Annotated in this window: 24 protein-coding genes; 19 read left to right on the top strand and 5 right to left on the bottom strand. The window is 64.7% G+C overall.

Features of this window, described 5'->3' with window-relative positions:
- Positions 1-80 precede the first annotated feature (80 nt).
- Genes CIT40_RS19255 through CIT40_RS19240 form a run of 4 tightly spaced genes read left to right on the top strand, consistent with a single transcriptional unit; the run spans position 81 to position 7,706 of the window.
- Positions 81-3,104 (top strand): ATP-binding protein, encoded by a 3,024-nt coding sequence (locus CIT40_RS19255; RefSeq protein WP_244611805.1) that lies wholly within the window; start codon positions 81-83, stop codon positions 3,102-3,104.
- Entirely contained in the window at positions 3,101-4,390 is a 1,290-nt protein-coding gene (locus tag CIT40_RS19250) for a cytochrome P450 (RefSeq protein WP_094891840.1), read from the top strand. The genes CIT40_RS19255 and CIT40_RS19250 overlap by 4 nt, the downstream gene beginning before the upstream one ends.
- Before the next feature lie 20 nt (positions 4,391-4,410).
- Positions 4,411-6,225: a hypothetical protein gene (locus CIT40_RS19245; protein ID WP_162307573.1), complete on the top strand. Its 1,815-nt coding sequence runs from the start codon at positions 4,411-4,413 to the stop codon at positions 6,223-6,225.
- The gene (locus CIT40_RS19240; RefSeq protein ID WP_162307572.1) at positions 6,222-7,706 is read left to right on the top strand and encodes a Dyp-type peroxidase; all 1,485 of its coding nucleotides are present in this window, start codon (positions 6,222-6,224) and stop codon (positions 7,704-7,706) included. The genes CIT40_RS19245 and CIT40_RS19240 overlap by 4 nt, the downstream gene beginning before the upstream one ends.
- Before the next feature lie 18 nt (positions 7,707-7,724).
- On the opposite strand, the gene CIT40_RS19235 is transcribed toward CIT40_RS19240, so the two are convergent.
- The 3 genes from CIT40_RS19235 to hemB form a co-directional block, all read right to left on the bottom strand.
- Positions 7,725-8,501 (bottom strand): arginyltransferase, encoded by a 777-nt coding sequence (locus CIT40_RS19235; protein WP_094891839.1) that lies wholly within the window; start codon positions 8,499-8,501, stop codon positions 7,725-7,727.
- Positions 8,502-8,648: 147 nt separating this feature from the next.
- Positions 8,649-9,188, bottom strand: a complete 540-nt coding sequence (locus tag CIT40_RS19230; RefSeq protein WP_162307571.1) for an RDD family protein — start codon at positions 9,186-9,188, stop codon at positions 8,649-8,651.
- Between the two features lie 144 nt (positions 9,189-9,332).
- Entirely contained in the window at positions 9,333-10,394 is a 1,062-nt protein-coding gene (hemB, locus tag CIT40_RS19225) for a porphobilinogen synthase (RefSeq protein WP_094891837.1), read from the bottom strand.
- A gap of 136 nt (positions 10,395-10,530) precedes the next feature.
- Between hemB and CIT40_RS19220 the strand changes: the two genes are divergently transcribed.
- The 13 genes from CIT40_RS19220 to CIT40_RS19160 all read left to right on the top strand — a co-directional run bounded on the left by CIT40_RS19220 (position 10,531) and on the right by CIT40_RS19160 (position 21,438).
- Positions 10,531-11,031, top strand: a complete 501-nt coding sequence (locus tag CIT40_RS19220; RefSeq protein ID WP_094891836.1) for a DUF6163 family protein — start codon at positions 10,531-10,533, stop codon at positions 11,029-11,031.
- 516 nt (positions 11,032-11,547) lie between these two features.
- Positions 11,548-12,066 (top strand): transcriptional regulator LdtR, encoded by a 519-nt coding sequence (gene ldtR / locus CIT40_RS19215; protein WP_018320040.1) that lies wholly within the window; start codon positions 11,548-11,550, stop codon positions 12,064-12,066.
- A gap of 197 nt (positions 12,067-12,263) precedes the next feature.
- Positions 12,264-12,500, top strand: a complete 237-nt coding sequence (locus tag CIT40_RS19210; protein ID WP_094891835.1) for a hypothetical protein — start codon at positions 12,264-12,266, stop codon at positions 12,498-12,500.
- A 37-nt stretch (positions 12,501-12,537) separates the two neighbouring features.
- Entirely contained in the window at positions 12,538-12,759 is a 222-nt protein-coding gene (locus CIT40_RS19205) for a hypothetical protein (RefSeq protein ID WP_094891834.1), read from the top strand.
- 262 nt (positions 12,760-13,021) lie between these two features.
- Complete coding sequence (gene glyA / locus CIT40_RS19200; protein ID WP_094891833.1) at positions 13,022-14,320, top strand: serine hydroxymethyltransferase; 1,299 nt, start codon at positions 13,022-13,024, stop codon at positions 14,318-14,320.
- Between the two features lie 15 nt (positions 14,321-14,335).
- Positions 14,336-14,818 carry a transcriptional regulator NrdR gene (gene nrdR / locus CIT40_RS19195; protein ID WP_094891832.1) on the top strand — a complete coding sequence of 161 codons (483 nt, stop codon included), beginning with the start codon at positions 14,336-14,338 and terminating at the stop codon, positions 14,816-14,818.
- Positions 14,815-15,963 carry a bifunctional diaminohydroxyphosphoribosylaminopyrimidine deaminase/5-amino-6-(5-phosphoribosylamino)uracil reductase RibD gene (gene ribD, locus CIT40_RS19190; RefSeq protein WP_094891831.1) on the top strand — a complete coding sequence of 383 codons (1,149 nt, stop codon included), beginning with the start codon at positions 14,815-14,817 and terminating at the stop codon, positions 15,961-15,963. Before nrdR ends, ribD begins: the two co-directional genes overlap by 4 nt.
- Positions 15,963-16,571: a riboflavin synthase gene (locus CIT40_RS19185; RefSeq protein ID WP_094891830.1), complete on the top strand. Its 609-nt coding sequence runs from the start codon at positions 15,963-15,965 to the stop codon at positions 16,569-16,571. Before ribD ends, CIT40_RS19185 begins: the two co-directional genes overlap by 1 nt.
- A gap of 110 nt (positions 16,572-16,681) precedes the next feature.
- Positions 16,682-17,173 (top strand): 6,7-dimethyl-8-ribityllumazine synthase, encoded by a 492-nt coding sequence (gene ribH, locus CIT40_RS19180; RefSeq protein WP_094891829.1) that lies wholly within the window; start codon positions 16,682-16,684, stop codon positions 17,171-17,173.
- 2 nt (positions 17,174-17,175) lie between these two features.
- Positions 17,176-17,673, top strand: a complete 498-nt coding sequence (nusB, locus tag CIT40_RS19175; RefSeq protein ID WP_094891828.1) for a transcription antitermination factor NusB — start codon at positions 17,176-17,178, stop codon at positions 17,671-17,673.
- A 151-nt stretch (positions 17,674-17,824) separates the two neighbouring features.
- Entirely contained in the window at positions 17,825-18,826 is a 1,002-nt protein-coding gene (gene thiL, locus CIT40_RS19170) for a thiamine-phosphate kinase (protein ID WP_094891827.1), read from the top strand.
- A gap of 233 nt (positions 18,827-19,059) precedes the next feature.
- Positions 19,060-21,180 carry a sodium-translocating pyrophosphatase gene (locus tag CIT40_RS19165; RefSeq protein ID WP_094891826.1) on the top strand — a complete coding sequence of 707 codons (2,121 nt, stop codon included), beginning with the start codon at positions 19,060-19,062 and terminating at the stop codon, positions 21,178-21,180.
- A gap of 102 nt (positions 21,181-21,282) precedes the next feature.
- Complete coding sequence (locus CIT40_RS19160; RefSeq protein WP_008129438.1) at positions 21,283-21,438, top strand: hypothetical protein; 156 nt, start codon at positions 21,283-21,285, stop codon at positions 21,436-21,438.
- A 184-nt stretch (positions 21,439-21,622) separates the two neighbouring features.
- Here CIT40_RS19160 and CIT40_RS19155 read toward each other — a convergent pair whose 3' ends face one another.
- Entirely contained in the window at positions 21,623-22,624 is a 1,002-nt protein-coding gene (locus CIT40_RS19155) for a Bug family tripartite tricarboxylate transporter substrate binding protein (protein ID WP_094891825.1), read from the bottom strand.
- Between the two features lie 117 nt (positions 22,625-22,741).
- A complete protein-coding gene (locus CIT40_RS19150; RefSeq protein ID WP_162307570.1) occupies positions 22,742-23,227 on the bottom strand; it encodes an outer membrane protein assembly factor BamE in 486 nt (161 codons plus the stop codon).
- A 98-nt stretch (positions 23,228-23,325) separates the two neighbouring features.
- Between CIT40_RS19150 and CIT40_RS19145 the strand changes: the two genes are divergently transcribed.
- Together CIT40_RS19145 and CIT40_RS19140 are read left to right on the top strand one after the other, a co-directional pair.
- On the top strand, positions 23,326-23,889 hold the full coding sequence (locus CIT40_RS19145; RefSeq protein ID WP_094891824.1) for a ubiquinol-cytochrome C chaperone family protein: 564 nt from the start codon (positions 23,326-23,328) through the stop codon (positions 23,887-23,889).
- The gene (locus tag CIT40_RS19140; protein WP_094891823.1) at positions 23,886-24,455 is read left to right on the top strand and encodes a YceD family protein; all 570 of its coding nucleotides are present in this window, start codon (positions 23,886-23,888) and stop codon (positions 24,453-24,455) included. Before CIT40_RS19145 ends, CIT40_RS19140 begins: the two co-directional genes overlap by 4 nt.
- Positions 24,456-24,461: the final 6 nt, after the last annotated feature.

Here is a 24,461-nt window from a genome sequence, read left to right as displayed (position 1 = left end):
GTAGCGCGGAAGAGCCGGGCGCCCCGAACCGCGATGCGCGCGTCGTCCAGCTGCACCATCAAATCCCGGTTCGCTCGCAGATGCTGACTGAAAACAAGCAGGTCAGCGTTCTGTTCGTCGACGTCTGCAATTCGACCTCCCTGGTGCAGCATGTCGACCCCGAGGAAGCCCGCGCTTATCTCGGCAGGGCGCTGGACCGGTTGGCCGAGGCGGTCGAGACCTATGGCGGCACGGTGAGCCAGTTGCTCGGTGATGGCCTCGTCGCCTTGTTCGGCGCGCCCGTGGCCCAGGAAGACCACGCCCTGCGGGCGTGCCTTGCCGCTCTCAAGATGCAGAGAGCGTCCATCCCAGGCCATGACGTCGGAGGCATCGTCAGCCCGACGCTGCGCATCGGTATCAATTCGGGCGAGGTGCTGGTCGGAATCGTCGGACAGTACCGATGGTCCCATTACGGCGCGGACGGAAAGACGATCCATCTCGCCTCGCGGCTCGAGAAGATGGCGCCGCCCGGCGGCATCCTGATCAGCGCCGCGACGCAGCGGCTGGTCGCGCAGCAGATCGACACGCGTACGGCCGGCATGCGGGCCGTGCGTGGACTGGATGCTCCAATCGAAGTGCATGAAGTCGTGGTGGAGACCGAAAGTTCGGCGGCAGCGCCATTGACGCGGAAGCCGCGCTGGGCGCCTCTGATCGGACGCGAAGACACGCTGAGGATCCTGGAGGGGACGCTGGCGACCGTTCAGAAGTCCGGCATGCGAGCGATCGGGTTGTGCGGCGATGCCGGGATCGGCAAGTCGCGCCTGATCGTCGACTGGATGGACAGCCTCGCGCGAGAGGGGATGGAGATCTGCTTTTCGCAAGCGAGAGGCTATGCGAGCACGCGTGCCTACAGCACCGCCACCGATCTGACCGCAAGTCTGGTCGGGCTTCCGCAAACGAGTGCGGCCGACATCAGGCATTCGGCCAAGCAGGCGTTGCTTGCGGAATGGCCCGATGACGGCGCCGAGCATTTGGCGGCGGTCAATGATCTCCTGGGACTTTCGGCGCCGGATGAGGCCTGGCTGGCGCTGAACCCGGCGCAACGACGGCGCCGGATCGGCGAGGCGTTGCTCTGGCTCGTGCGCAGACGCGTGCGGTCCGGCGCCTTCGTGCTCGCGCTCGAGGATGTCTTCCTCGCCGATCGCGAGAGCCGGCGGCTGTTCGAGGGCCTGCTTCCCAAACTTCAGGGGCTGCCGGTCCTGATTTGCGTCACCTATCGTCCGGATTTCGAGCACCAGTGGCAACGGGCGTCCTGGTTTGCCGAGTACATGATCGAGCCGCTGGGGGATGGAGAAATGCTCCGGCTCGCGCGCGCCTGTCTCGGTGACGATCCGTCCGTGCTCGGCATCACGAGCGAACTGGTCTCGCGCGCCGACGGCAATCCCTTCTTCCTGGAGCAACTGGTCTTCACGCTGATCGATGACGGCTCGCTGGAAGGAACCCCTGGCGCCTACCGCTTGCAGAGGCCGTTCGGCGAGCTGCGCGTGCCGGGCTCGATCGCGGCGGTGATCGGCGCGCGGGTCGACAGGCTGCCCGACGCTGCCAAGTCGGCGATCGAGGCCGCGGCCATCCTCGGCGATCCCATCACGCACGACCTGGTTGCCGCAATGCAGGCCGTGGACCTCGATCGCGCCGAAGAGCTGTTGGGTCTTTGTGTCGCGTCCGGCTTGCTGACGGGGCCGGACCAGGCGAGGAGCTCGCGCGGCTCGCACGCCTTCGCATTCCGTCATGCGTTGGTCCGTGACGTCGTGCTCGGGGTCCTCACGCGCGCCAGGCTCAAGGCACTGCATCGCCAGGCCTTCCTGGCGCTGCACGCCCAGCCCGGCGCCACCGATGTCGATGCCGCGCCGGCACTGGCGCATCATGCCTTCGGGGGCGAGGAATGGGAGCAGGCGGCAAAATTCGCCGTCAAGTCGATGGCGCGTGCGATCTCGCGCTCGGCCAATCGGGAGGCCGTCCAATTGCTGGAGAACGGCATCCAGGCGGCACAGCGCGTCGAGGGAGCGACGACCGCCCTGACCCTGGAGCTCGCGCTTCGGCTTGAGGCCATTGGTGCGATGCTGGCCCTCGGGCAGATCGACGAGATCTTCGACAACATGGAGCGGGCTGAAGCCATCGCCGTGCAACTGAACGATCAGCGTGCGAGGGCTGCGGTTTCGACCGAGACGGCCGTATTTCTGTGGATGCGCGGACGTTTCGAACAAGGTCTGCGCTACGCTTCGCAGGGACTGGAAGCGGCACGCCTGGCACAGCGTCGCCACATGATGATGGCGGCGCATCAGACCCGTCTCATGCATCTGCATGCGCTCGGGCGTTATGCGGAAGCGGCGGCCGAAGGCCGCGTCCTGTTGTCCGATTACGAACCGGAACTGTCGGCGCATTATGTCCAGCCCGGCTGGGCCGCGATTCCGATCATCAACCTGTACGCATTTCTTGCCAGCACGCTGTGGCGCCTCGGGGATGGCGCCGCTGCCGATGATTTCTGCGCCAGAAGCTATGAGATTTTGTCGAACATCGATCACCCATATTCCCGTCTGTTGATCGACACTGTCCAATCGCAGATCTGGATCGAACGTGAGGAACTCGACCGTGCCGAGTCCCTGATGCGCACGGGTGTGCAGCAATGCATGATGTACAACGTGCCGACCATGCTGTCCGTGTGCACCGGCGTTCTCGGCAGCGCGCTGGCGCGCAACGGTAAGGCCGCCGAAGCGGTGCCCATTCTGGAGAAGGGGTTTGCCGATCGCATCTACGACGCGGCCGGCTGTTATGGCAGGACGTTCATGCGCGTGAGCCTGGCCGTCGCCTATCGCAAGCTCGGACGACTGGACGATGCGATGGTTGTCGGACGCAAGGCAGTCGAGCAGGCCGCCGAGGAATACGGACACCAGACCGAAGCCCTGTACGAGCTTGCGGAGACCTTGCGGCAGGCCGGCGATCTCGCAGGTGCCGAAGCGCATTTCAAGCGAGCTGCCGAGGCGGCGGAGCGTCTGGGCATGCCTCACTACCGCAAACGGGCCGTCGCGGCGCTCGCAGATTGGCGGAAGGACGGGTACGCAGCATGAAACTCTCAGCTGGCACTCCCGATGCAATGCCGCCGGGACTTCGGAGCATCACCTACGGGATCTTCTGTTGGGCCAACCGACATCCTGGCGCTTTGCGCGCGATCGGCGCGGTGCTTCGGCGTTGGCCGTTCGTCGGCGGCTGGTTGGGCACGGCCGCCCGCGCCGACGCGGTCAAAAAGGTACTGACCAGGCCGAACAGTTTCTCCAACACCGCGCACGCGGCGAACCTGTCGGCCGGCGATTACCTGATCGGCATGGATCCCGACGCCACATACAAGACGGACAAGCTTCTGCTGGATGGTCGATTGGCTGTCCTGGACGCGACATTGCCTGCGGCGGCCGATCTTGCGGTCCGAGACTACGTTGAGAAGCTCCGGCCGTTCGGCAAGAAATCGTTCGATCTCATCGAGAATTACCTGATGTGGATCGTGTTTCGCGCCATGCATCCACTGTTCGGGGAGGCCACCGACAGGGTGGCAGCAGGCGCGACCGGAAGCCTCGATGATCCCGGGCTGCAGCGGCAATATCTTCTCGAGATCCGCTATGTGGCGGGGCAACTCCTGGCTGGCAACTCGGCGACGCTGAGAGTGCAGCGCAGGGCTGAACTCAACGCTGACGCGCTGAGCTCGCGTATCGCTGGTGTGGGCAAAGACATCCAGCTTGCATGGGGAACGTCCTGTCCGTTCGGTGTCATCAAACGGAACGCCGTTGGCCTTGCCTGGATATCGCATCCGGTCACCGTGCAATCGGGGGCGCTCGCCGTGCAGGAATTGCTGGGGCGTCCCGATGTTCACAAGGCATTGCGCGCGCAGGCGCAGCAACTCCTGAAAATGGGTCCGAACCAGGTTTGGGAGGACAAGGCATTCCGCAAGCTGGTGCAAGATCATGTGCTCGAGCTCTTGCGTTTCCGCCCGATTTTTCCGCTGCTCGCGCGCGATGTGCCGCGCGACACGGAATTCGAGACGGGTGCGCGGCACAATGCCAAGTGTCCCGCCGGCGGAAAGATGGCGATCTGGGGGATCGCCGCAATGTTCGATACCGCGATAGACAAAGACATCAGCCAATTTTCTCCGGCACGCAACTGGGGCGCGAACGAAGATCTGCGCTGGCTGATGTTCGGATACGGCACGCGCCAGTGTCCGGCCATGGTCTACGCGGTCGAGATCCTGACCAGCGCGCTGATCGGTCTGTTGATCCTGCCCGAGCTGCAACTGGCGCGGGGCGAGGGCAAGGCCATCGCCTATGACGGACCGCTGATGTCGCAAATGCGCGTGAGTTTCATCTAGCAGGCGCGAGAAGGATGGGCATGCTCGAGATAGTCCGCCAGCAGATGATTTGCATCGTGGTGCCTGGCTGGAATGGCACGACCGATCTTTCGGAAGATAGCCCCGTTTCCAAGGGGCTGTATTCTCTGTTCCGAGATGTCGAGGTGGTCCAGTTCGCCTCCATCGCGTTGCTGCCGGCCAGGGCCGACGCAGGCGACAAGAGGCCCTTGTTGATGCTCGAGCTCGCCATCGAAGAGGGGATCGATCCCTACGATATACTGTATCGGCTCGTCTACCATTGGAGCGAGGCGATGTGGTCGCTGTACAGCTCATTCTGGCCGGGCAATGCCACCGCGCTGCGGAGCGTACGCAACGATATGCTGCACAACATGTTGATGAAGCATCTCAGCATCGCCGATGGGGGCTTCATCGGCGCCCGCGACCGAACGGCCCGGCAGATCGAGAAGGAGCAGGAGCTGCTTGAATGGACGCGAGACGAGGCGCGGGCCATGAAGCAGGCCATGCTGTATGGCGATGATCGCGCTGCGTTCGCGCTGGCGCTCGCGCAACGGGCATTCCAGAATCCTCGTTTCGGCTGGGCACTGGATTCGGCGCCGCGTTCGTACTGGCGCGGCAAAGGCGCGAGCATCTCCGCAAAGATCGGCTATCTGCTGACGCTGTTCGTGCTGTGGCTGTTCGCGGTCTGGTTGGTCGGCGCAGTGCCGCGCGGTGCGCTTGGCATCTACACGTGGTTGTTCGGACCGCCTTATTCCGGCGTGACGGACGTGGTGGCCTTCATTTCAAGGGCGAGTTGCTGGGTGCTTGACGTCAGCATCCGCAGCGTACTTGCGCTGCTCGGGCTCGGGGTCCTGGTATGGCTGTTCCTGATCGCTCTGCCAGCCCTTTCCAGAACGTGGCGACGCTGGCTGGAGAGTGTGGGGCGCGAGCTCGACCGGCCCACGGAGACGTGGTCGTCATGGCTTACCTATCGGATCGGCCTGTTGATCAGCGTGCCGATCGCGTTCGCCGTCGTCGCGCTTGCGTTCGCCTTCATCTTCTGGCCCGGGACGATCGTGCACGCATACGAAGCGTTAACTGCCAAATTCCTCGGATGGCAGATCATCGCCTTCATTATCCTTGCGATCGTCGTGTTGATCGGCGCGGTACGCCTGCTGTCCCGGATCAATCAGGATCTCGCGACGGTTGGCAACTGGTTCTTTCAACCTTACGAAGACAACGTGCCTCGCGCCCAACAGGTCGATCCGTCGATCGAGAATAGCGAAGGGCTGGTGGTGCGCGAAACTGCCCATATGATCAGCCTGACGGATCTCCGCAGTCCGAACGGCTGGAGTGCCTGGTGGATCCGGGCGTCGCTGCGCATCGTGACCCTGTTTGGACGTGTGATCTTCACCGAGAGTCGGCTGGGCAGTGCGCCGGGCATTCATTTCGGCCATTGGCACATCATCGAGGACGGGCGCCGTTACCTGTTCTGCTCGAACTATGATGGCAGTTTCGGCGGCTATCTCGACGATTTCATCAATGGCGCCACGATCGGGACGAACCTCGCCTGGCGGTGGACCACGTTGAAACCACGAGATGCGGCAGCGATCGGCCAGCCCGCCGTGATCCATGCGCGCAGCTTCCCGCCGACGCGATTTATCGTGTTCCGGGGCGTGAAGCGCGAGCTGCAGTTCAAGTCATATGCGCGCGACAGCATGCTTCCGCATATGTTCCGCTTCGACGCGCGCAAAGAATCTGTCGACCAGATCAACCTCGCAACGGGACTGCGCGACGCTCTGTTCGGAGAGCGGAACGACAGCAACGACGACCTGATCATGAGGGCCATCGAATCATGAAAGCGCCGGCAGCACATCTCGCGCACCATTTCGATGACATCCAGGGAATGCTGAGGAGCGGTTACGGCTGGCTGCAAGACAGTCGGTTCTGGCTGCTGACGATCAGGGACGGGCAGGAGACTGCGGCCCGGGCATGGCTCGCAAAATTCGTGGAGAGCGGCGTCATTACCAACGCAAAGGAGGTTGGTAAGTCGAGAACGCATCCGATCGCGAAGGCTGCGGCGATCGCGTTCAGTTTTTCCGGGCTGACAAAGCTCGGATGCGTGGAAGACGACATTTTTCCATTCCCGACACCCTTCCGCAGTGGCATGGGCAGCGATGCACGTGTGTTGCTGCTGAGGGATAATCCCCGCGCATGGCGCTGGTCCGATGTTGATGGCGACAGCGGCGATGCGGTGCATGTCCTGATTGCCGAATGGACGAAGAGAGGCGTCGGGCCAATCATTTCGCGCCCGGATGAGACGATATTCAGAACCATCCAGATCGATAACGACCCTTGCTCATTTCGAAAACTTGAAGGCGACAAGGAAGAGAAATTGCGCGAAGCGTTCGGGTTTCGCGACGGCCTGGCGCAGCCCGTCATCAGGGGATTGAAGCAGGACGACAATGTCCGACTGCTCCGATCAGAGAAGGACAAGGACAAGAAGGAGGCCGATGCGCTGTACGACGATCGCGTCGTCCAGCCTGGAGAGTTCATCCTCGGCTATCGCAACGAATATGATGAGCTCACTTATTGCCCGGACGTGAAGGGGTGGGGGCCCTCAGGCCTCGCCAAACATCCGGGCGGCCGATTTGCCCTGAACGGAAGCTACCTCGCCGTGCGCCAGATCGAGCAGGACGTGGCGGCGTTCGATCGCTTTCGGGAGCTGAATGGCCAGGATATCTGCAATAAGCTGATGGGGCGTCAGGACAATGGCTGGCCGCTCCCGTGGCAATACGACCCGGGCAACCCAAAAACGGATTCGGAACTTGACGCTTTCCGCTATCGGGTCGACGACGCCAATGGCTTCATGTGCCCGAAGGGGGCGCACATTCGACGGATGAATCCGCGGGACACGTTGGGCGTCGACATCCAATCGAGCATCCAGTCGACCAAGCTGCACAGGCTGCTGCGTCGCGGCCGGCCGTATCGCGAGGACAGCAACGGCGAGACGCGCAAGGGTATCTTCTTCATCGCCTGCAATGCGGATATCGAGCGGCAGTTCGAGTTCGTCCAGCAGCGTTGGGCGCGAAATCCGAGTTTCGTCAACCTTCACGCCGACGATCCGCTCGTCGGGTCGTCCGACCCACAGACCTTTCCGAAGGCCTTGTCGTTGCCGGGCCTGCCGAGCGGTGGAGAGGTCTCTCTGGCGAACTTCGCGACGACGCTCGGGGGAGGCTACTTCTTCCTGCCCGGACTCGCGGCGCTCAGATTCATCGTCGGTGAGGAGGGGGCTGCAAAGTTCGCGACATCGGAGCTGGCCGAAGCTGCGGCCCCCTGAAGGCTGCGAAGTCGGACCTTAGTCCTGCGGCTCGGACGCCGCATCGCCCTGCGCGTCGATGCGCAGCCAGCCCGAGGGCGCGAGGCGCTGCTGCGGCAGGAAGCGGGCCTTGTAGTCCATCTTCTTGGAGCCCTCGATCCAGTAGCCGAGATAGACGTAAGGCAGCCCTTGCCGGCGGGCACGCGCGATGTGGTCGAGGATCATGAAGGTGCCCATCGAGCGGCTGACCTGGCCCGGCTCGAAGAACGAATAGACCATCGACAGCCCGTCGCTGAGCACGTCGGTGAGCGCGACCGCGATCAGTTCCTCGCCGCGGCCGGTGATGCCGCTGTCGGGGCCGCGTTTGCGGTACTCGATGATGCGGGTCTCGACATGGCTGTCCTCGACCATCATGGCGTAGTCGAGCACGGTCATGTCGGCCATGCCACCATGGCGGTGGCGGGCGTCGAGATAGGCGCGGAACACCGAATATTGCTCGGAGGTCGGCACCGCGCTGCGCTGCTCGCCGACGATGTCGGCATTGCGCGCCATCACCTTGCGGAAGTTGCGGGACGGGCGGAACTCGTTGGCGACGACCCTGACCGAGACGCAGGCGCGGCACTGGTCGCAAGCCGGCCGATAGGCGATCGACTGGCTGCGGCGGAAGCCGCCATGGGTCAGGAGGTCGTTGAGGTCGCCGGCCTTTTCGCCCACGAGATGCGTGAACACTTTGCGCTCATGCCGTCCCGGCAGATAGGGGCAGGGCGAGGGCGCCGTGAGGTAAAATTGGGGGGTGTCGCGCGAGTGCTGGGTCAAGGGACGTCGTGGGCCTCCGAAGTGAGTGTCAGCATCGCGCTACGAAAGCCTCCGGTCAATTGGTCAGCTCGGCAGGTCAGGTCAGTCAGCTTAGCGGATCCCGGTTAGCAGGCCGTTGATCACGAGGTCCTTGCGATCACCAGGTCCTCAATAGGTCCTGGCCGCCTGCGGCGCCGGCACGCGGACCGAATTGTTGATCACGACCGTTCCCAGCACGAAATCGTGCAGCAGGCGACGGCGGCCGTTGAACAGGCCGAGCAGCACCACGAAGGGCGTCAGGAACGAGACCGTCACCCAGAACAGCACCGCATGGGTGGCGCCGAGCACAAAATAGCCCGGCGCGCCGTACCAGGTGCGCAGCTCCAGATCCATCACCCGCATCCCGATCGTCGCGGAGGAGGGGCCTCCGATGCAGGCGCCGTAATAGACGATGGCCCAGATCACCGAGGCCGGCCAGGCCAGCCAGAACAGCGCCCAGCCGATGCCGAGCGTGACCACGCCGAACAAGGCGATGAAGATGTAGCCGAGGATGACCGGCACCGAGATCACGACCATGTCGATCAGGAAGGCGAACACCCGCCGCGTCGCAACGCCGCGGAACAGTTCCGGATGCAGATAGGGGTCGTAGGCGTGCGGCTGCGCCCCGCCGTCATTGCGCCACGTGTTGCCCGACTCCGAATACGACATGACCGTCTCCCAGGGAGTTCTCCCGTGGCAGGACATGGGAACAGGCCATCCCCGTGCCAAGGGCACACGGACGTCAACAAGCCGAAATATTCCGGCGATTCGGGGGCGGTGGGGGCGAGGGGGTCGCGCGCGGTCTGCGGCATCCTATCCCTGCGCGCGCAGCTTCTCCGCCGCCTTCGGCGCAAAATAGCTCAGCACGCCATCCGCGCCGGCGCGCTTGAACGCGAGCAGGCTCTCCATCATGGCGCGCTCGCCGTCGAGCCAGCCGTTGTTGGCGGCAGCCGCGATCATCGCGTATTCGCCGGACACCTGGTAGGCGAAGGTCGGCATCGCGAAGGTGTCCTTCACGCGGCGCACCACGTCGAGATAGGGCATGCCGGGCTTCACCATCACCATGTCGGCGCCCTCGGCGATGTCGAGCTCGACCTCGCGCAGCGCCTCGTCGGTGTTGGCGCTGTCCATCTGATAGGTGCGCTTGTCGCCGGTGAGCGTCTTGGCCGAGCCGATCGCGTCCCGGAACGGGCCGTAGAAGGCGGAAGCGTATTTGGCCGCATAGGCCATGATCTGCACGTCGGACAGGCCGGACTGATCCAGCCCCTCGCGGATCGCGGCAACGCGGCCGTCCATCATGTCGGAGGGCGCGATGATGTCGCAGCCGGCTTCCGCCTGCACCAGCGCCTGACGCACCAGCACGGCGACCGTCTCGTCGTTCAAGATCCTGCCGTCCGAGATCAGGCCGTCATGGCCGTGGCTGGTGAAGGGATCGAGCGCGACGTCGCAGAGGATGCCGATGTCCGGAAATTCCTTCTTGATCGCCCGCACGGCCTGGCAGACCAGATTGTTCGGGTTGGTCGCTTCCGAGCCTTCCTCGTCGCGCAAGGACGGCTCGGTGTAGGGAAACAGCGCGAGGCAGGGGATGGTGAGCTTCAACGCGCGCTCGGCCTCGCGCACGGCCTGGTCGACGCTGAGGCGCTCGACGCCGGGCATCGAGGCGACCTGCTCGCGCTTGTTGTGGCCGTCGATCAGGAACAGGGGCCAGATCAGGTCGTCGGTGGTGAGCACGTTCTCCCGCACCATCCGCCGGGCCCATTCAGCCTTGCGGTTGCGGCGCGGGCGGACGGTCAGATCGAGGGCATGGGGCACCGCAGCACCCTCCCGGCGCGAAACCTCGCGCAATTCGATCGGACGTCCGTATTTGATCGCCATCACTCTTCCTCCGGCTGGAATTATTCTTATACCAGCTCGCATGGTTCCCGTCACCGCGGCTTGACCTGCCGCAAGGCAGAATTGACCTGACGGGCCGCCGATTGATTTTGCGGGCCGAAGCAGCCAGAAGGGGGCCATGTCCGAGATCACCACCCGCGATGCGGCCCGCGACGGCAGCCCCAGGGACGCCGTCAGAGACAGTGCCAGAGACAGCGCGATGTCGGTGGCCGCGATCTCCTCGGAGCGCCCGGAGTCCGACGACAATGTCTGGACGCGGCGGCTCGTGCTGTTCCTGCGGGTGATGGCGCTGCTTTCGATCCTGAAGGGCCTCTATCACTGGGCGCAGGTGACGGGCTTCGTCGGCGGCGAGGACGAGGCGTTCGAGAACCAGTCGATGGCCTGGCAGGCCGCCACCGTCTATTTCGCCGTGATCGAGCTCGTCGCCGCGGTCGGCCTGTGGCTGGCGACGCCGTGGGGCGCGGTGGTGTGGCTCACGACCGTGGTGTCGATGGCCGTGATCGAGCTGATGTTCCCGGGAATCTACGGCGGCAGCCTGATCGTCGTCGGCGTCGAGGCCTTCATGCTCGCGGCCTATCTCGCGCTCGCCTGGATGGCCGCGCGCGAACGGCCGCCATAGCTCAACGTCGCGATCAACAATGCTCTCGCGCCCCGGACGCGACGCGGCGCGCCGCACTTGCGGCGTGATGCGTTGCAGAGCCGGGGCCCATCTCTCCACGATCTCGCTTTGAGCGTTCTGGATCCCGGCTCTGCGCGCCGCTTTGCGGCGCTTGTCCGGGACACGAGAGTGTTGCGTTTGGTTGACCGTTGGTTGCCTAAAATTCGAGGTAAGTTTTCGTTGACCAGCCGGTTCCGCCACAGCTGTTACGCGCCCGTTTCGAAACGGAGCGGGGCTGTTCTGGAATGCGACAGATGCGGCGGACGGAGGGTGAACAGGACCTTGCGAAGGTCAACAGAGGCTTTCGAAAAGTGCTTGTGGCACAGGCTTAATCCGCAATTCACTGCCTTAAATTCATGATCTCTTTATTCTCTTATTTAAGCCGATCTTCAAACGCCCCCCTTAAGTTGCACCTATCAGGCGGGACACAAGTTTCGTCGAATAAGTGTCGATAAAAACGACAACAGGGGAAGTGTCATGATGAAAGCCGTCGCAACTGCGGCAGATACCGCAGAGCGCGTCTCCGGCCAGCAGGGTTCGGTGCAGTCGCTCTATCTGGAAGCTTTGACTCTGGTGGAGCGGCTGCATCGCCGGCTGCTCGACGTGATCAAGGACGAATTCGATCGCCGCGGTCGCGCGGACATCAACTCGGTGCAGGCTCTCCTGCTCTACAACATCGGCGACAAGGAGCTGACCGCGGGCGAGCTGCGCACGCGCGGCTACTATCTCGGCTCCAACGTCTCCTACAATCTGAAGAAGCTCGTCGAACTCGGCTTCCTCGATCATCAGCGCTCGCGCGTCGATCGCCGCTCGGTGCGCATCCGCCTGACCCCGCAGGGCCAGGAAGTCCGCCGCATCGTCGATGCGCTCTACCAGAAGCACGTCAAGACCGTGGAGCAGGTCGGCGGCATCTCGGGCGAGGAGTTCTCGACCCTCAACAAGTCGCTGCACCGCCTCGAGCGGTTCTGGACCGACCAGATCCTGTATCGTCTCTGAGTTTTAAGGGGATAGGCCAAGCCGGCCCGCAACAAGACCGGCAGCCCTCCCGAACGTGCCTGACTTCCCCAAGCGCGCCGGCCCGGAGTTGCCCCGGACCGGTGCGTTTTGCATTTTGCACATGCGAAGAAAATCGTACGGTCCCGGGGAACCAGTTCCGGGCTTTGCGCTTATCTCCTTCGATCGGAGACAGGGCGATGCTGATCGAGCGCGGGCTTCAGGCGATGAACGTGGAAATCGTGAGCGAGGCCTACGCCATCGCCGCAAATTCCCTTCGGCGCTCCGGCGCGATCCCAGATACGCTCGTGACCAATGAACGCCTGCTCGGGATCATCGTCAAGCTGCTTCACGGCGGCGAAATCAACAAGATCAGGCTCGCCAACAAGGCGATCGCCCGGTTCCAGGCACAGGGCGAGGCTCGCGCGGTTGCCTGATCGACAATCCCAGACCATCGACCAACCAGAGGGTGCCATGGAAGCCGCCATCGACCGCATCATGCAGACCTACGACTTGCTCGCCAACCGCACTGCTGCGGCCAGCGAAGAGGCGAAGGCCAAGGTCACGAACTATCTCAACACCCTGATGGAAGCTGGCGAGAAGGACACGCACCGGTTGACGGTGTGCGGCCTGACCTATCTGCGCCAGCTCGACGGCAGCGTGGACCCCGTGAAGGCGGGCTATACGGGGCTGTGACAGGCAGCCGGCCGGCCCCAAGGATGAGGAGTTAGGGCCCAAATCGGCCCCATTCGGGAGGCGGCGCTCGGGCGGTTCCCCAAGACCGGCCCAAGCACGGCGAACCTCCATCCTCCACCATATCTTGCACAAATATCCAGCCTGACCCGCAACTACTTGGCCTGTTGCGGGCGATGTGGTAGATCGCGCTCGCCGCTTCCGATCGCCACACCAGACCGCCCGTAGCCCGCCAAAAGGCTGCGGCGGTGGAGATATTCGCAAGATGACCTTCGCCAAAACCGCCTCCGCGCCCGATTCGTTTTTCACCGCCTCGCTCGAGCAGGCCGACCCGGAAATCGCCGCCGCCATCAAGGGCGAGCTCGGCCGGCAGCGCCACGAGGTCGAGCTGATCGCCTCCGAGAACATCGTCAGCCGGGCCGTGCTGGAAGCGCAGGGTTCGGTGATGACCAACAAATACGCGGAAGGCTATCCGGGCGCGCGCTACTATGGCGGTTGTGAGTGGGTCGACGTCGCCGAGAACCTCGCGATCGACCGCGCCAAGAAGCTGTTCGGCGCCAAATTCGCCAACGTGCAGCCGAACTCCGGCAGCCAGATGAACCAGGCGGTGTTCCTGGCGCTGCTGCAGCCCGGCGACACCTTCATGGGCCTCGACCTCGCGGCCGGCGGCCATCTCACCCACGGCTCGCCCGTGAACATGAGCGGCAAGTGGTTCAAGGCCGCGCACTACACCGTGCGCCGCGAAGACCAGATCATCGACATGGATGCGGTCGCCAGGCAGGCCGAAGAGGTCAAGCCGAAGCTGATCGTGGCGGGCGGCTCGGCCTATTCGCGCGCCTGGGACTTCAAGCGTTTCCGCGAGATCGCCGATAGCGTCGGTGCGTATCTGCTGGTTGACATGGCGCACTTCGCAGGCCTCGTCGCCGGCGGCGTGCATGCCTCGCCGGTGCCGCATGCCCACATCACCACGACGACGACGCACAAATCGCTGCGCGGTCCGCGCGGCGGCCTGATGCTGTGGAATGACGAGACGCTGACCAAGAAGTTCAACTCGGCGATCTTCCCGGGGCTGCAGGGCGGTCCGCTGATGCACGTGATTGCGGCCAAGGCGGTCGCCTTCGGCGAGGCGCTGCGTCCGGACTTCAAGGTCTACGCCAAGAACGTCGTCGAGAACGCCAAGGCGCTGGCCGAAGCGATGAAGAGCCACGGCTTCGACATCGTCTCCGGCGGCACCGACAACCATCTGATGCTGGTCGATCTCAGGCCGAAGGGCCTGAAGGGCAACGCCTCGGAGAAGGCGCTGGTTCGCGCTGCCATCACCTGCAACAAGAATGGCATTCCGTTCGACCCCGAGTCGCCGTTCGTGACCTCCGGTATTCGTCTGGGCACCCCGGCGGCGACCACCCGCGGCTTCGGCGTCGCCGAATTCCAGCAGGTCGGCGGCATGATCGCCGAGGTCCTCAACGCGGTCGCGCAGTCCGACGACGGCAAGGCGCCGCTGGTCGAGGCCGCGATCAAGGAGCGGGTCAAGGCGCTCACCGACCGGTTCCCGATCTACCAGTAAGGTCAAGGTCAACGGATGCGCTGCCCGAACTGCAACAGTCTCGATACGCAGGTAAAGGACTCGCGTCCGACCGAGGACTCGTCCGTGATCCGCAGGCGGCGCGTGTGCGTCGCCTGCAATTTCCGCTTCACCACCTTCGAGCGCGTGCAGCTGCGCGAGCTCACCGTGGTCAAGCGCAACGGCCGCCGCGTGCCGTTCGACCGCGACAAGCTGATGCGCTCGGTGTCGATCTCTTTGCGCAAGCGGCAGGTCGAGCCTGAAAGGGTGGAGAAGATGGTCTCCACCATCGTGCGCGAGCTCGAGACCGGCGGCGAGGCCGAGATCTCGTCCGAGGTGATCGGCGAGACCGTGATGGAGCACCTGCGCACGCTCGACGACGTCGCCTATGTGCGCTTCGCCTCGGTCTACCGCAATTTCCGCGAGGCCAAGGATTTCGCCGACGTGCTCGGCGAGCTCTCCGGTGAGGAGGAAGCGCGGCTCGCTGCGATCCGCAAATGATCTTCCGTATCCTGGAGGATCAGTTCGCGCAGAAGGCCCGCGAAGCCAAGGACTCCGATCGACGCTTCATGGAGCTTGCGCTGGCGCTCGGACGCCGCGGGCAGGGGCGCACGTGGCCGAATCCGGCGGTCGGTGCCGTCGTCGTCAAGGACGGTGTCATCGTCGGCCGCGGCTGGACCCAGGCGGGCGGGCGTCCACATGCCGAGCCCGAAGCCCTGCGGCGGGCAGGCGAAGCCGCACGCGGCGCCACGCTTTACGTCACGCTCGAACCTTGCTCCCATTTCGGCAAGTCGCCGCCCTGCGCCGACGCGGTGATCGCGGCCGGCATCAAGCGCGTGGTCGCGGCGATCGAGGATCCCAATCCGGAGGTCGCAGGCCAGGGGCACGCCCGGCTGCGTGCTGCAGGCATCAATGTGGAATTGGGCCTGTGCGCGGCGGAAGCCGCATTCGACCATGCCGGGCATTTCCGCCGCATCCGGGACAAGCGCCCTCATGTGATCCTGAAGCTCGCAGTCTCGCCCGACGGCAAGATCGGCGCCGCCGGCGGCAAGCCGATCGCGATCACCGGGGAGGCGGCGCGCAATCGCGTGCATCTGCTGCGCGCCTCGAGCGATGCCATCCTGGTCGGCATCGGAACGGTGCTGGCGGACGATCCGCTTCTCACCTGCCGCCTGCCGGGCATGGCGGCGCGCTCGCCGGTGCGCGTGGTGCTCGATCAGAGCCTGCGCATTGCCGCATCGAGCCGGCTGGCGCGTACCGCGCGCGAGACGCCGCTTTGGGTGATCGCTTCCGAACTGGCGGAAGCGGCGGCGGCGACCCGCCTCGGTGCGGTCGGTGCGCAAATCATGCGCGTGCCTCCCGGCGATGCATCCGGGCTCGATCTAGGTGCGGTGCTGACTGGGTTGGCCGGGAAGGGCATCACGCGGCTGATGGTGGAAGGCGGCAGCCGCGTTGCGGCCTCGTTCGTCGCCGCCGACCTCGTCGACGAGATATGGCTGTTCCGCGGCGCGGAAGAGGTCGGCGCCGGTGGCGTCGATGCGCTCGATGCATTGCCCCTGTCGAAAATCACGCAGTCGCAGGCCTACAAGGTTCATGCTAGCGAAACATTCGACAAGGATACTCTCACCATCTACGAGCGCGCGTAATGTTCACTGGCATTGTCACCGATCTCGGCGAGATCGTCGGCTTCACGCCGACGGCGCAGGGACAGCTGCACCGGCTGCGCATCGCCTGCCGCTATGACCAGACCACCATTGCCGACGGCGCCTCGATCGCAAATAACGGCGTCTGCCTCACCGTGGTCGCTTCCGGTGTTGCCGATGGCAAGACCTGGTTCGACGTCGATGCCGCCGCCGAGACCCTGGCGCTGACCACGGCAAAACACTGGAAGCTCGGCACCAGGCTCAACCTCGAGCGCGCGCTCAAAATCGGCGACGAACTGGGCGGGCATATCGTCGCCGGCCACGTCGACGGTATTGCGACCCTCGTCAGCCGCGAGGATCTGCCCGACATGGCGCGGTTCGAGCTCTCGACCACGCGGGAGCTGGCGCGGTTCATCGCAACCAAGGGCTCGATCACGCTCGACGGCGTCTCGCTGACGGTCAATACGGTCAGTGACACGACCTTTTCGGTGCTGATCATCCCGCACACGCTCTCGGTCACGACGATCGGCGGCTGGAAGGCGGGGGATGAGGTCAATATCGAGGTCGACCTGATGGCCCGCTATGCGGCGCGGCTGACGGAAATGAAGTGACGGCGTACAAAGTCGTCATGCGCGGGCTTGACCCGCGCATCCATCCTCTTAAGAGGGGCTTGCCCGATGGATTGCCGGGTCGAGCCCGGCAATGACAGAATAGGTTGACCATGGCAGACGCGCGGCGCGCACCCCTGAAGGACCAGACCGACATTTCCGGCGCGCGGGCGCTGATTGTCGAGGCGCGTTTCTATGACGATCTCCAGGACGCGCTCCTGGACGGCGCGGTGACCGAATTGAAGGCGGCCGGCCTGACCCATGATGTGATCACGGTGCCGGGCGCGCTGGAGATTCCGGCGGCCATCGCCATCGCGATCGACGCCGCGGCAGCGAACGGCAAGCCTTATGACGCGGTGATCGCGCTTGGCTGCGTGATCCGCGGAGACACCATTCACTTCGAGATCGTATCGCAGGAATCCTCGCGCGCGCTGATGGATCTGGCCGTGGCGCGAAAGCTGCCGCTCGGCAACGGCATCCTCACCGTCAATAATGAGGCGCAGGCCTGGGCGCGGGCGCGGGCCAGCGAGCTCGACAAAGGCGGCGATGCCGCACGTGCGGCGCTGGCGATGCTGCGCATCAAACGCCGCATGGCGCAGGCCTGATCATGGCTGACAACAGCAAAAAGCCGCCTGCCAGCACTGAGAAGAAGGCGAACCGGCGCGGCGCCGCGCGGCTTGCAGCCGTGCAGGCGCTGTATCAGATGGACATCGCCGGCGCCGGCATCAACGACATCTTCGCCGAGTTCGAAAGCCATTGGCTCGGCAACGAGGTCGAGGGCGACACCTACCTGCCGGCCGAAGCAGCGTTCTTCCGCGACGTCGTCTCGGGCGTCGTGCGCGACCAGAAGAAGCTCGATCCCCTGATCGACGAGGCGCTGTCGAAGGGCTGGCCCTTGAAGCGGATCGAAGCCATCCTGCGCGCGGTGCTGCGGGCAGGGGCCTATGAGCTGGAGCACCGCAAGGACGTGCCGGGCCGCGTCGTCGTCTCCGAATATGTCGACGTCGCCAACGCCTTCGTCGATCGCGAGGAGACCGGAATGGTCAACGCCGTGCTCGACCAGATCGGCCGTCAGTTTCGCGGCGACGAGTTCGGGCGCGGGTAAGTTGAGACGATGTTTTCCGCCGTAGCCGTCATCCTGAGGTGCCGGAGCGAAGCGGAGGCCTCGAAGGACGACGGCTTGCTGAGGTGCTGCTCGGCCGCGCATCCTTCGAGGCTCGCAAGGGCTCGCACCTCAGGATGACGGGTCTGCTGTTGTGACGCAGAACGACGATCAGGGCTCCGCCGAAGACTCCCTCATCGCGCGCTATTTCAAGCCGCTGGCGACCGATCCCGGCGCGTTCGGCCTGGTCGATGACGCGGCGGTGCTGTCGTCGTCGGGCGACGACATCGTCGTCACCACCGATGCCGTCGTCGAAGGCGTGCACTATCTTGCCACCGACCCGCCCGACACGATCGCGCGAAAAGCGCTGCGGGTGAACCTGTCCGATCTCGCCGCCAAGGGCGCGGTGCCCGCCGGCTTCGTGCTGACGCTGGCGCTGCGCAGCAAGGAGGATGCCTGGCTGCGGCCGTTCGCGGACGCGCTGGGCGAAGACGCCAGGGAATTCGTCTGTCCGCTGCTCGGCGGCGACACGGTGTCGACGCCGGGGCCGCAGATGATCTCGATCACCGCCTTCGGCCGCGTGCCGAAGGGGCGGATGGTCGGGCGTACCGGCGCGAAGCCAGGCGATCGCATCCTGGTGACCGGCACGATCGGCGACGCTGCGCTCGGCCTCGACGTGCTCACGGGCGGTGCGGCTGCTGCCGCGCTTACGACCGATCCCGCTGCAAGGGAGGCCCTGGTCTCACGCTATCGCGTGCCGCAGCCGCGCAACCCGCTGGCACGGGCCGTGCGCGATCATGCCACCGCGGCGATGGACGTCTCCGACGGGCTCGCCGGCGATCTGGCGAAACTCTGCGCGGCATCCGGGGTCTCGGCCACGGTCGACGTGGCGCGCGTGCCGCTCTCGGCGGCGGCAGCAGGCCTGCTTGCCAGTAACGCCGTTTGCGTCGAGACGCTGCTTGCGGGTGGCGACGATTACGAGGTGCTGTGCACCGTCTCGCCGGCGCAGGCCGATGCGCTGATTGCCGCGGGGCGGGCGGCCGGCCTTGCCGTCACCGCGATCGGCACGATCGTCGCGGGCCAGCAGGGGCCGCGCTTCCTGGACGGGCAGGGCCAGGAATTGGTCTTGAGGCGGCTGTCCTACAGCCACTTCTAGGAATTTCTCCAAACCGGCATCCTGGTTCTCGGCACTTGGCTAAATACCTGCCGAGATCGGCGTTTTCGGCCCTATCCGGCGTTGCACCCTCAATTCGATTTTGGCAAGCTTGTGACCGACTAAGGCCGCCCCTTTTGGGCAGGGGGCGGCTTTGTTCGAAATCAAGGCGCCGCACCGCAAGACGGACAACAAAAGGCGCCGGGGACACATCAAGGATCTGAGGCAAAAATCAAATGACAGCATTATGGTTGATTGTGCTCTGCGGAGTGCTTTCCGTCGTCTACGCGATTTGGGCGACGTCTTCGGTGTTGAGCGCGGATGCGGGGTCGCCGCGCATGCAGGAGATCGCGGCAGCGGTCGCGGAGGGGGCACAGGCATATCTGCGGCGCCAGTATACGACGATCGCCATGGTCGGCGTGGTCATCTTCGTCTTGCTCGTCTATTTCCTCGGAATCTACGTCGCCTTCGGCTTTCTGATCGGCGCCGTCCTGTCGGGGGCCGCCGGCTTCATCGGCATGAATGTCTCGGTCCGCGCCAATGTGCGCACCGCGCAAGCCGCGACGACGTCGCTCGCCGGTGGCCTCGAGCTCGCCTTCAAGGCCGGCGCGATCACCGGCATGCTGGTGGCAGGTCTCGCATTGCTCGGCGTGACGCTCTATTTCGGCTTCCTGGTGCATTCGCTGAAGCTTGCGCCTGACAGCCGTATCGTCATCGACGCCATGGTGGCGCTCGGCTTCGGCGCCTCGCTGATCTCGATCTTCGCCCGTCTCGGCGGTGGCATCTTCACCAAGGGTGCGGACGTCGGCGGCGACCTCGTCGGCAAGGTCGAGGCTGGCATTCCCGAGGATGATCCGCGCAACCCGGCCACCATCGCCGACAACGTCGGCGACAACGTGGGCGACTGCGCCGGCATGGCCGCCGATCTGTTCGAGACCTATGCGGTGACCGCGGTCGCCACCATGGTGCTCGCCGCGATCTTCTTCGCCAAGACGCCGATCCTCGTCAACATGATGACGCTGCCGCTCGCGATCGGGGGCATCTGCATCATCACCTCGATCATCGGCACTTTCTTCGTGAAGCTCGGGCCGAGCCAGTCGATCATGGGTGCGCTCTACAAGGGTCTGATCGCAACCGGCGTCCTGTCGCTGATCGGCATTGCCGGCGTGATCTACAGCCTGATCGGCTTCGGCAAGCTCGATGGCGTCGACTATACCGGCATGGCGTTGTTCGAGTGCGGCGTGGTCGGCCTCATCGTCACCGCGCTGATCATCTGGATCACCGAATACTACACCGGCACCGACTATCGACCGGTCAAGTCGATCGCCCAGGCCTCGGTGACCGGCCACGGCACCAACGTGATCCAGGGCCTTGCCGTCTCGATGGAAGCGACCGCGCTGCCCGCGATCGTGATCATCGCCGGCATCCTGGTCACCTACAGCCTTGCCGGCCTGTTCGGCATCGCGATCGCGACGGCCACAATGCTGGCGCTGGCCGGCATGGTCGTCGCGCTCGACGCGTTCGGCCCGGTGACGGACAACGCCGGCGGCATCGCCGAGATGGCGGGCCTGCCGAAGGAGGTGCGCAAGTCGACCGACGCACTCGACGCGGTCGGCAACACCACCAAGGCGGTCACCAAGGGCTACGCGATCGGTTCCGCCGGTCTCGGCGCCCTCGTGCTGTTCGCGGCCTACAACCAGGACCTCAAGTTCTTCGTTGCGGACTCCGCGCATCATCCCTACTTCGCCGGCGTCAATCCGGACTTCTCGTTGAACAATCCCTACGTCGTGGTGGGCCTGCTGTTCGGCGGCCTGCTGCCGTATCTGTTCGGCGCGATGGGCATGACCGCAGTCGGTCGCGCGGCGAGCGCGATCGTCGAGGAGGTGCGGCGCCAGTTCCGTGAGAAGCCGGGCATCATGCAGGGCACCGACAAGCCTGATTACGGCAAGGCGGTCGACCTTTTGACCAAGGCGGCGATCAAGGAAATGATCATCCCCTCGCTGCTTCCGGTGCTGTCGCCGATCTTCGTCTACTTCGTGATCTATGCGATCGCGGGCGGCGGCGCGGCCGGCAAGTCGGCGGCGTTCTCCGCCGTGGGTGCGATGCTGCTCGGCGTGATCGTGACGGGCCTGTTCGTCGCGATCTCCATGACCTCGGGCGGCGGCGCCTGGGACAACGCCAAGAAGTACATCGAGGACGGTCATTTCGGCGGCAAGGGCAGTGATGCCCACAAGGCGGCCGTGACCGGCGACACCGTCGGCGATCCCTACAAGGACACGGCGGGTCCCGCGGTGAACCCGATGATCAAGATCACCAACATCGTGGCCCTGCTGCTGCTGGCGATCCTGGCGCACTGAGCGGCGCAGACCAGACAAGACAAAACCCCGCGGCGTGAGCCGCGGGGTTTTGCTTGGCAAGAACCTCGTTCGCTCCAAGCGAACAAACACGGAGATCAATCCATGTCGCTCTCATCCGCCCGGAATTATGCGCTGCGCGCCGCCAAGTCGCAGGACCAGAAGGAGGCCGCCGAATTGTTATCCAAGGCCATCCTGGAGCTCGCTCTGGCGATCGAGGCCACCGATGCAAAGGTCAAGAAGATCAACAAGTCGTCCTAGGCGCGATGCGATCGGGTTGAATCACCATCGCGCCTTGGCTCTTTGCTCGAGGTGACGCACGCAAACTACGAGTTTAAGTGCGCTCCAAGTCGAGCGACTTTTGGACCTGCAAAGCGCAATCCGCCACGCTGGGCGCGGCGGCAATCGGGGGCGAAGTGCCTCCGACACGGATCTCGGACGTCAGCTACTGCACGTCCATCTGCAGCCCTTCCTTCTGGATGATGCCGGCGAACTTCTTCGTCTCGGCATCCACGAAGGCGGCGAACTGTTCGGGCGTGCCGTAGTCGGCGCGGGCGCCCATGGCGGCGATCTGCTTCCTGATGTCGTCGCGCTCAAGCATCGCCTTGACCTGGAGATTGAGCGCGGTCAGCACCTCGGGCGAGACGCCCTTCGGCAGGAACACCGAGAACCACGACGAGACGTCGAAATTCGCCAGCTCCGGCGCGCTCTCGCGCATGGTCGGCAGGTCTTTCGCGAGGTCGCTGCGCTCGGTCGTGGTGACGCACAGGCCGTTGAGCGTGCCGTTTTGCACCTGCGGCAGGCTCGGATAGAGGTTGTCGAACAGGATCTGGATATCGCCCGCCAAAGCGGCTTGAAGCGCCGGGCCCGCACCGCGGAACGGGATGTGCGTCATCTTGAGGCCGGTGAGCTGGAGGAACCAGGCGCCGGTGAGGTGAGGGCTCTGGCCGACGCCGGAGGAGGCGTAGCTGAGCTTGTCCGGATTGGCCTTGAGATAGGCGATCAGCTCGGCGATCGACTTGATGCCGGTTTTCGGATGCGCCGACACGATGTTCGGGATCCGGATCATGTTGGAGACAGGCTGGAGCTGGTCCGGCTTGTAGGTCAGATTTTTGAAGATGCTGTAGGCGATCGCGTTCGGACCGGGATTGCCGATCAGGATGGTGTGGCCGTCAGGCTTGGCGCGAACCACCTCGGCGGTGCCGATGGTGCCGCCGCCGCCGGAGCGGTTTTCCACGACGGCCGACTGGCCCCAGGCGGTTTGCAGATGCGCGGCCAGGAGCCGGCCCAACACGTCGGTCGAGCCGCCGGCCGCCGCCGGCACGACGAGACGGACGTTTTCGGTCGGCTTCCAGTCGGCAAGGCTCGACCGTGGCAAAATCGCTGCGGCCGCAAGGCCGGCCGTACCGGTGAGCACGCGACGTCGGGATAGCAAATTTCTGGGCACGAATCCTCTCCCTGCTTCTTGTTTTGCAGGGAGCGTAGGGAACCAGGCGCGCGACGGCAAGCCGCATGCGACCGCAACGGCTGCTACGACAGCGGCAGGACGCCGCAGGTGTGATTCTCAGTTAAAGCTGAGTAGCTTGAACAGCGGCGCGAGGTAGCTCATTTCCTGGCCCGATGTCGCCGTGGTCCGGCTGATGAAGTCGAAGATCCTGCCGTCCTGCAGGCCGTAATTCGCAAGGCGGCGCACACGCCGGTTCTTGTCAAAATAGACCGCGATGACGCGCTGGTCGACCACCTTCTGGTTCATGAAGGCGACCATGCGCTCCGAGCGCTGCGAGATGTAGTAGAACACTTCGCCGTCGAGGGTCGCGACCGTCGAGGGCGTGCCCATCACGATCAGCACCTGGTCCTGGCTCGCGCCGATCGGGATCTGCTCCAGCGCGCCGGGCGGCAGGATATAGCCCTTCTGGAATTGCTCGCCGGTGCAGCCCGCGAGCGCCGCGCCGATCAGGGTGACGGCTGCGAGCATGCGCCAGCCGCGCCAGCGTGCATGAAGGCCGCGCCGCTTGTCAGCGCGCAGGCTGGTCTGGTTCGTTATCGTCATAGCGGAACTGATTCCGTCCCCTTGCGTCGCGCGAGGCGCTGAAGTACCGGGCGGGGCGTCTGATTGCAACACGCGCGCGCCCGCTTGCGGAAACCACAATGCTTTGGCCGTTCAATCACTTCAGGAAACCCCGGCTAACCCCGCGCGGCACCATTGAAGCCATCTATGGCATGATCGTGACGCAGGCGCGAGAACCCATATTTTACCGCGACTTGGGCGTGCCCGATACGGTTAACGGGCGTTTCGACCTGTTGCTGCTGCATCTCTGGCTGCTGCTGCGGCGCCTGCGCACGGTCCAGGGCGCCGGTGGAGGCGCCGCCGGGCTGTCGCAGGCGCTGTTCGACCGCTTCTGCGAGGACATGGACGACAATCTGCGCGAGATGGGGGTCGGCGACCAGACCGTGCCGAAGCGAATGCGCGAGTTCGGCGAGGCGTTTTACGGTCGCGTCCAGGCCTATGACCAGGCCGTGGAGGCCGGCGGCGAGGCCCTGGCAAAGGCGATCTGCAAGAATATCTTGAACGGGACCGGCCTGGACCGGGCCAAGCGGCTCGCGGCCTATGCGCGGGCCAGCGAGGCCGATCTCGGCCGGGCCGACGAGGCCGCGCTGCTGCGTGCCGCCTTCAGGTTTCCTCCAGCGCTTTCCGAAGGTGACACGCCATGAGCCGACCAAATACCGGATCCGAGCCCGATCCCTGGCGGGCCCCCGTCATCGTTGCGCAGATCCCCGACACCGGTCTGCACCGCAAGCTCGAGGCCTCGGCCGCCGAGCGGCAGGCTATCGCGGAGGCCGGAGGGCTGCGTGAGGTCCTGTCTGCCCAGGCCGAGTTCGATGTGGTGCCCAGGAGTGGCGGCCGGGTCCAGGTGACCGGCAGCGTCCGGGCGCGAATCGGTCAGACCTGCGTGGTCACGCTGGATCCGATCGAAAGCGTGGTCGACGAGGAGGTGGACCTGACGTTCGCCCCCGAGGCCGAGGCGCGCCGCCTGGCCGACCTGATCGCGGAGAGGCGGGACGACAAGGAGCCGTCGGAGGTCGCCGACCCGCCGGAACCGATCATGGGCGGTATCATCGACCTCGGCCGCCTCGCCACAGACGCCCTGTTCCTGGCGATCGATCCTTATCCGCGCAAGGAGGGGGTCGTGTTCGAGGCGGAGGTCACCGCCCCCGATCCGGAAGACCATCCATTCGCGGTCCTGAAGGCGTTGCAAGACAAGAAGAAGGGCAAATAGCTGGGC

Source organism: Bradyrhizobium amphicarpaeae (genome assembly GCF_002266435.3).
Taxonomy (GTDB): Bacteria; Pseudomonadota; Alphaproteobacteria; order Rhizobiales; family Xanthobacteraceae; genus Bradyrhizobium; species Bradyrhizobium amphicarpaeae.
This window is presented reverse-complemented; position numbering and strand designations above follow the sequence as displayed.